This is a genomic window from Streptomyces sp. NPDC059567, from assembly GCF_042735655.1.
Classification (GTDB): Bacteria; Actinomycetota; Actinomycetes; order Streptomycetales; family Streptomycetaceae; genus Streptomyces.
The window spans coordinates 1-6,971 of the sequence record NZ_JBHWBS010000173.1 but is presented as its reverse complement, the minus strand read 5'-3'; the positions used below and the strand labels follow the sequence as shown (position 1 = coordinate 6,971).

Annotated in this window: 5 protein-coding genes and 1 pseudogene; 2 read left to right on the top strand and 4 right to left on the bottom strand. The window is 73.7% G+C overall.

Annotated elements, in window-relative coordinates:
- From ACFVZW_RS36375 to ACFVZW_RS36360, 4 genes and pseudogenes are all read right to left on the bottom strand, one after another.
- Window positions 1-514 (bottom strand): annotated as a pseudogene (locus ACFVZW_RS36375) (hypothetical protein); the annotation flags it as partial.
- 612 nt (window positions 515-1,126) lie between these two features.
- Window positions 1,127-1,681, bottom strand: a complete 555-nt coding sequence (locus ACFVZW_RS36370) for an HPP family protein (protein WP_384530780.1) — start codon at window positions 1,679-1,681, stop codon at window positions 1,127-1,129.
- 322 nt (window positions 1,682-2,003) lie between these two features.
- Window positions 2,004-2,885, bottom strand: coding sequence for a diacylglycerol/lipid kinase family protein (locus ACFVZW_RS36365; RefSeq protein WP_383556525.1), 882 nt, complete (start codon window positions 2,883-2,885; stop codon window positions 2,004-2,006).
- A 68-nt stretch (window positions 2,886-2,953) separates the two neighbouring features.
- Complete coding sequence (locus ACFVZW_RS36360; RefSeq protein WP_384530778.1) at window positions 2,954-4,549, bottom strand: FAD-binding oxidoreductase; 1,596 nt, start codon at window positions 4,547-4,549, stop codon at window positions 2,954-2,956.
- 74 nt (window positions 4,550-4,623) lie between these two features.
- On the opposite strand from ACFVZW_RS36360, the gene ACFVZW_RS36355 reads away from it, so the two are divergent.
- Both ACFVZW_RS36355 and ACFVZW_RS36350 read left to right on the top strand, forming a co-directional pair.
- Window positions 4,624-5,223, top strand: a complete 600-nt coding sequence (locus tag ACFVZW_RS36355; RefSeq protein ID WP_384530776.1) for a TetR/AcrR family transcriptional regulator — start codon at window positions 4,624-4,626, stop codon at window positions 5,221-5,223.
- Window positions 5,220-6,782, top strand: coding sequence for a glycerol-3-phosphate dehydrogenase/oxidase (locus ACFVZW_RS36350; protein ID WP_384530774.1), 1,563 nt, complete (start codon window positions 5,220-5,222; stop codon window positions 6,780-6,782). Before ACFVZW_RS36355 ends, ACFVZW_RS36350 begins: the two co-directional genes overlap by 4 nt.
- The last annotated feature ends 189 nt before the right edge of the window (window positions 6,783-6,971 follow it).

Sequence of the window (6,971 nt, the reverse complement as noted above, 5' to 3'; positions counted from 1 at the left end):
GTGCCCCCACCGCGTTGACTCCCTCCTCCGCCTTGCGATCCGTCCCCTCGGCCCCTGCGGGCCTGGGGAGGCCCCATGCACCAGACGCCGCTCCCAGATCCGGCCTGATCGACAAGACACCCCCTGGATGGTGCGGGTCGCGTCGTACCGTCGCCTCGAAGCGGCGCCGCGCGACGGACGGGCCGACCTGGAGACCGCGGCCGGTGGTCTGGAGGCCGTACCAGGGCGACGTCCATTGCGGTTCGCGCTCGGCGACCTCGTACAGGTACTTCTCTGCCGTACGCAGCCGGTCGTGGAAGATCTCGATCTGCTCGCGTGACACGTGCTGTGCCCGGGCGCCGGTCCGGGCCTCCCACCCCCAGCTGATGTGGCGGATGCCGGCCACGAGCCGGGGCAGCGCCGCGTCGGGTTCCGCTTCGAGCACGCCGGCGATCCACCGCTCGACTCCCGCGACGTCGCCGACGGCCCAGAGCAGCTCGGTCCGGTCCTCGCTCTCGGGACGTGCTTCGAGCACGTCCCGAACGGCGTCCCAATCCGCTGCCGCGGCGGCCTCGCGCACGCGCCGCACGTCGGGATCACCGGAGTCCTCCTGTACATGCGCGACGGGCCGACCTGCCCATCTCCCCAGCGTGAGCCCCCATTCACGGAGCAACGCCATGTCCCCACCCCTTGTTGTGTCCGAACGGGGAGGTCGATGATCAACCCCCTCGTGGAGGTAGTGACTTTCACGCACGACCGACAATCGCACGCTCTTTCCCGTCCGGGGTCCGGCGGCGTGGGACGGGCAAGGAGGGCGCTGACGCCACGCCCACCTGCTCCAGGCTCGCGCGGGGACGGAGTGCTGGCCGGCTGCGGTGCCGGCGGGATTCGAACCCGCGGACGGGGAAGGGTATGCCCACCCGATCCCCCTCAGTCGGCATGAGAGGGGCATCCCTCACACCGATCGCAATGGGCCGCTCTGCCACGGCTCCGCAGCCTGCGGAACCGCGCGGTCCCGCTGCGCTCAGGGTAGGTACGCACCGGTCGGCAAGGCGAGCTCTTTGTCTGGAGGATGACGTGGCAAAGGCTGAGCCGGCTCGGAGTCGGTCACACGGAGCACCGTGAGCAGACCCGACGGGCCGTGGGGTCACCACCAGTACGCGGGGTACCTCGGTGAGGTGCGGCGGATGCGGGAGCCGGCGTACCCCGTCAGCACGAGAAGGACCGTGGAGCCGAAGAGGAGGGGGACGAACCGGGCGGGTGCGGGTGTCTGGAGCACGATGACGACGGCGGTGGCGCAGGCCGCGGAGTGGGGCGTACGGGCGAACGTCGTCAGCGCCAGGGTGAGGCCCGCGGCGACGGCCGCGGCCCATGCGTTGCTGCCCGCGGTGGCGAGGGCGGCGTAACCCACGGCGGCGCCGAGAAGGTGGCCGAGGACGACGCTGCGGGGTTGGGCGAGGGGCAGCGTGGGGGCGGCATGCACCAGAGCGGCGCTGGCGGCCAGCGGGGGTATCAGCACCGGTTCGTGGATGACCGCGCCGATCGCGACCAGTGCCAGAAGGACGGCTGTCGCGGCGCTCACGCTGTGGAACGCGGCCGCCGGCGTGGGCCTGGCCGGAGCACGGCCGCCGAACCGCGGCGGACGGGGGCCGTCGGGCGTGGCGTGGGCGTGGTCGGGACGCGAAGGGGCGGCGGTACTCATGTGTGCTGTTTCCGTGGCAGGCGGCCGAGGGCCGTATGGGGCAGGAGCGGTGGGGACGTCGTAGCGGGCTCTGTGATCGACAGCCGGCCCGGCCCTGCGCATCGCCCTGGTGCGGCGGCGCGACCCGTCCACGACTCTAACCTGCGGGTTTACGGCGGTATGACGCGGGTCGTCGGCGGATCGAAGGGTGCCTTCCGTCCGTTGGCCGGGCTGCTCGGCCCCCGACGCCACGATGGGCCGCCCGCCGTGAGGGCGGGCGACCCATCGTCGTGACGGAGGACCGAGGCTGTCGGCTGACGCGGAGCTTCGGGTCCCGGCGCGGTCAGGCCAGTACGTTGAGCGCCCCCGGTTGCACCCGCACCGTCACCGGCAGGGTCGCGTCGACCTCGCCGTCGGCGCCGTACGGGAGCGGACGGTCCGCCTCGATGCGGATCTCCTTGCCGCGCAGGATCTCCACCTGGGGACGGTTCACATGGGCGCCGGTCTTCAGCTCGTTCATCGTCGCGAAGAAGTGGCGCTTGGGGGCGTCGCCGATCACCACGACGTCCAGAAGCCCGTCGTCGAGGCGCGCGCCGGGTGCGACGTTCCGGCCGAAGCCGTAGAAGCCGGAGTTCGCCGCGACGACCGTGTAGCCGTCGCGCTCGTGCAGCACCCCGTCGACCGTGATGCGGTACGCGGCCGACCGCCAAGCCAGGACGGCCCTCAGGCCGCCCGCGTAGTACGACGCCGCGCCCCGCAGCAGGCGTGAGGCGTTGGCGTGGCGGTTGGCGACCGCGTCGACGCCCGCGTAGACGCTCCCGAGGACGGAGATCCGAGCGTGGACCTCGGACTCGACCTCGATCGTGTCGACGGGGCGCGGCACGCCGTCGAGCAGCACTCGCGCGAGCCCCGGGGCGTCGGTGGGCAGCTCGAGCGCGCGGGCGAAGTCGTTGCCGCGGCCTGCGGGAACCAGGCCGAACACCGTGTCCGTGCCGCTGAGCGCGCCACCGACGCAGCCGGCCATCCCGTCACCGCCGACCGCGAGCACGACGTCCCCTTGTTCTCCCGCCCGTCGGGCGAGTTCCTGCGCGTGTTCCAGACTGCGGCTGTACACGGTGTCGAGGCGCGCACCCGCTTCCCGCAGCAGCCGGGCCAGCGGGAGCAGGGCCGCCGTGCCGCTGGATCCCCCGGCGGTGGGGTTGACGACGGCGGTGAACTGTCGCATGGATCAGGCCTCCGGGCGGGAGAAGGGGATCGGCGGGCGGGAGGAGCGGGGACTACGGACGGGCGGGATCAGCGGACGGGGATGAGGACGCCGGGGCTGAGCACACCGGACGGGTCGACCTCGGCCTTGACCGACTGCAGCATGCGGACTCCCAGGGGGCCGATCTCGCGGGCGTACCAGTCGCGGTGGTCCGTGCCCACGCCGTGGTGGTGGCTGATGGTGCCACCCGCCGCCAGGATCGCGTCGTTGGCGGCCCGCTTCACGGGGTCCCAGTGCGCGACCGCGTCCTCGCCCTGTGCCGAGACGACGGTGAAGTACAGCGAGGCACCGTTCTCGTAGGTGTGCGAGATGTGGCACATGACGAGCGGAGGGGTGCCGGCTTCGGTGAGGGTGGTCGTCAGCGCGTCGCGCACCGCCGCGTACAGCTGGGGCAGCGTCGACCAGAACCCGGCGGTCTCCAGCGTCTCGGCGAAGGCTCCGGCGTCGAGCAGGGCGTCGCGCAGGTACGGCGCGTTGTAGCGGCCGTGCTCCCAGCGGTCACCCGGCTCCTCGCCGACGCACTCTCCGCCGCAGGCGAGCAGGATTTCGCGGGCGGCGGCGCGCCGGGCCGCCGTCTCCTCCTCGGTGCCCTCGTAGCCGGTGATCGCCATGCAGCCGGAGCTCGGCGGGGTGTCGGCGGCACCGATGGCGTCCGGCTGCGCGAGGCCGATGAAGGTCTCGGTCTCGTCCGACAGTCGCAGCACGGTGGGGCGCGGGCCGTCCTGGGCGAGCCGGCGCAGGGCGGTGGCCCCGGCCTCGAAGGAGGCGAAGCGCCAGCCCTCGTAGACGCGCTTCTGCGGAAGGGGCCGGATGCGTACGGTCACCGCCGTGATGACTCCGAGAGCGCCTTCGGAGCCGAGGATCAGCTGGCGCAGGTCGGGGCCGGCGGCCGAGCGGGGGGCGCGTCCGGTCTCCAGCGTGCCCTCGGGGGTGGCGACGGTGAGAGCGAGGACCATCTCGTCGAAGCGGCCGTATCCGGCGGAGGCCTGGCCGCTGGAACGGGCCGCGGCGAAGCCGCCGACGGTGGCCCACTCGAACGACTGCGGGAAGTGGCCGAGGGTCCAGCCCTTCTCGTTCAGCAGGGCCTCGACCTGGGGACCGCGCAGTCCGGGCTGCAGCACGGCGGTGCGGGACACCTCGTCGACGGCCAGCAGCTGGTCGAGGCGGCGCAGGTCGAGGGCGACGAACGGCCGCTTCGTCTCGGGCGCGAGGCCGCCGACGACGGACGTACCGCCGCCGAACGGGACGGCGGACAGGCCGTGGGCGGCGCAGGCGCGCAGCACGGCCAGCACCTCGTCATGGGTGGCCGGGAGTACGACGGCGGCCGGGATGTCCTCGACCTCGCCGGCGCGGATGCGCAGCAGGTCGGGGGTGGACTTGCCGCGGGTGTGCCGGATACGGCTCTCGGCGTCGTCGCGCAGTGCGTCTTCGGCCGCGAGCGCCGACCGCAGCGCGGTGCGCGCCTCGTCGGTCAGCGTCGGGGCGGGGAGTTCGATCTCGTCGAGGGTCGACGGTCCGCTTGCGCGGGGGGTGACGCCGAGCAGGTCACGCAGCAGGCCGGTCACCGCGTCGGGCAGGGGGGCCGCCTTGGCCGGGTCGCCCCAGCCGCTCCACAACATGTCCACTTCGAGAAGTTCCTCTCGGTCTGATTCACGGACGGTGCTGCCGCTCGGCCCGTACTGGCATTACACTGTGACAGATGACGCCCATTCGTCACAACCACTCGGACGCAGATCCCGTGCTGGACGCCGCACGCGACTGCGTGCTCGCCGTCGGCGTACGGCGCACGACCCTCACCGACGTCGCCCGGCGCGCGGGCGTGTCCCGGATGACGCTCTACCGGCGCTGGCCCGACGTCCGCAGCCTCGTCGGCGACCTGATGACCCGTGAGTGGATCGCCGTCGCCGCCGATGCCATGTCGGGCGACGGCGACAGCCGGCCCGTCCGGGCGCGGATGGTGGACGGGCTCGTCGCCGGCGCCGCCGCGTTCCGCGCCCACCCGCTCTTCCACAAGATCCTCGACGTGGACCCGGAGCTGCTGCTGCCGTACATCCTCGATCGGCGTGGAGCCAGCCAGGAGGCCTTCCTCGGCCTCCTCGTCACGGCGCTCGGCGCGGGTCACGAGGACGGTTCGGTGCGCCGCGCCCCCGTCGACCTGCAGGCCCGATCCCTGTTGCTCGTCGTGCAGTCGTTCACGCTCTCGCTGCGCACCATGACCGACGAGACCGATCCCGAACTGAGCGAAGCCGCCTTCCTCGACGAGCTGCGCACCCTGCTGGAGAGGACCCTCACCCCGTGACGCCCCACACCCCCCTGAGCCACCCGCGCAGCTCCTCGCTCAACGCCGAGCGCCGGAGCCGCGAACTCGCCGAGCTGGCAGCCGGCACCGAGGTCGACGTCCTGGTCGTCGGACTCGGCGCCACCGGAGCCGGAGCCGCACTCGACGCGGCCACCCGCGGCCTCACCGTCGCCGCGATCGACGCCCATGACCTCGCGTTCGGCACATCGCGCTGGAGCTCCAAGCTGATCCACGGCGGCCTGCGCTACCTCGCCACCGGACAGCTCGACGTCGCTCACGAGAGCGCCGTCGAACGCGGCATCCTGATGGAACGGACCGCGCCCCATCTGGTCCGCGCCCAGCCCTTCGTCCTGCCCCTCACCCCGCTCGTCAGCCGCGGCCAGGCCGCCCTCGCCCGCGCGGGCTTCATCGCCGGCGACCTGCTGCGCGCCTCCGCCCGTACGTCACGCGCCACCCTCCCCGCGCCTCGCACCCTGTCCGCCGTCGAGACGCGCCACCTCGCCCCGGCCCTGCGCACCACGGGACTGCGCGGCGGACTGCTCTCCTGGGATGGCCAACTCACTGACGACGCCCGCCTGGTCACGGCGATCGCCCGTACGGCGGCCGCGCACGGCGCCCGCATCCTCACCCGTACCCGCGCCCTCGAACTCACCGGCGACGGCGCGCGGGTCCGCGACGAGACGACCGGCGAGGAGCTGCGCATCCGTGCCCGGGTGGTCGTCAACGCGGCCGGTGTGTGGGCCGGCGGTCTCGTCGACGACGTACGGCTGCGGCCTTCCCGCGGCACCCATCTCGTCCTGCGCGACGTGGACCTCGGCCGGCTCTCCGCCGGCCTGCACATCCCGATCCCGGGCGAGACCAACCGCTTCGTCCTCGTCCTCCCCCAGGGCGACGGCCGGGTGTACGTCGGACTCACCGACGAACCCGTCGAGGGCGACGTCCCCGACGTGCCGGACGTCCCCGAGACCGACATCGGCTTCCTCCTCGACGTCCTCGGCTCCGCCCTCGACGTCACCCTCCACCGCGCGGACGTGGTCGGGGCCTTCGCCGGTCTGCGGCCCCTCCTCGACACCAGTGGGGCGGAGGGCCGCACCGCCGACATCTCACGCAAGCACGCCGTCCTCACCTCCCCCGACGGCATCGTGACCGTCGTCGGGGGCAAGCTGACCACGTACCGGCGCATGGCCCAGGACGCCGTCGACGCGGCCGTGGCCGCCCGCGCCCTCACCGCCGGCCCCTGCCGTACCGCCTCCGTCCCCCTCGTCGGCGCCGCCCGGCCGCAGACCCTCGCCGGACTCGACGTACCCGCTCGCCTCGTACGCCGCTACGGCACCGAAGCAACCGCCGTGCACGACCTCGGCCTCAAGAACCCGGATCTCGCCGAGCCCGTCGTCCCCGGCCACCCCGTCACCCGCGCCGAACTGGTCTGGGCCGTCCGTCACGAAGGCGCGCTGGACGCGTCCGACCTCCTCGACCGCCGCACCCGCATCGGCCTCGTCGCCGAGGACCGCGCGACGGCGGAGCAGGCGGCTCTCGGGGCCTTTACCCAGATGGCCTGACATAGATGGCCTGACATCCGGTCCGCGCGGGGCCGCGCGGGGTCGGGCCACACGGTCCCGGCTGCGGTCCGCCACGCCGACGCGGCCGACCCCTGAAGCGGGGCGGCCCGGGGGGGGGGGGGGGGGGGGCGCAGCCCGGGGGCCCCGCACCGGGCCGGGAGGGGGGGGGCGGCCCCGCCACGCAGGGCG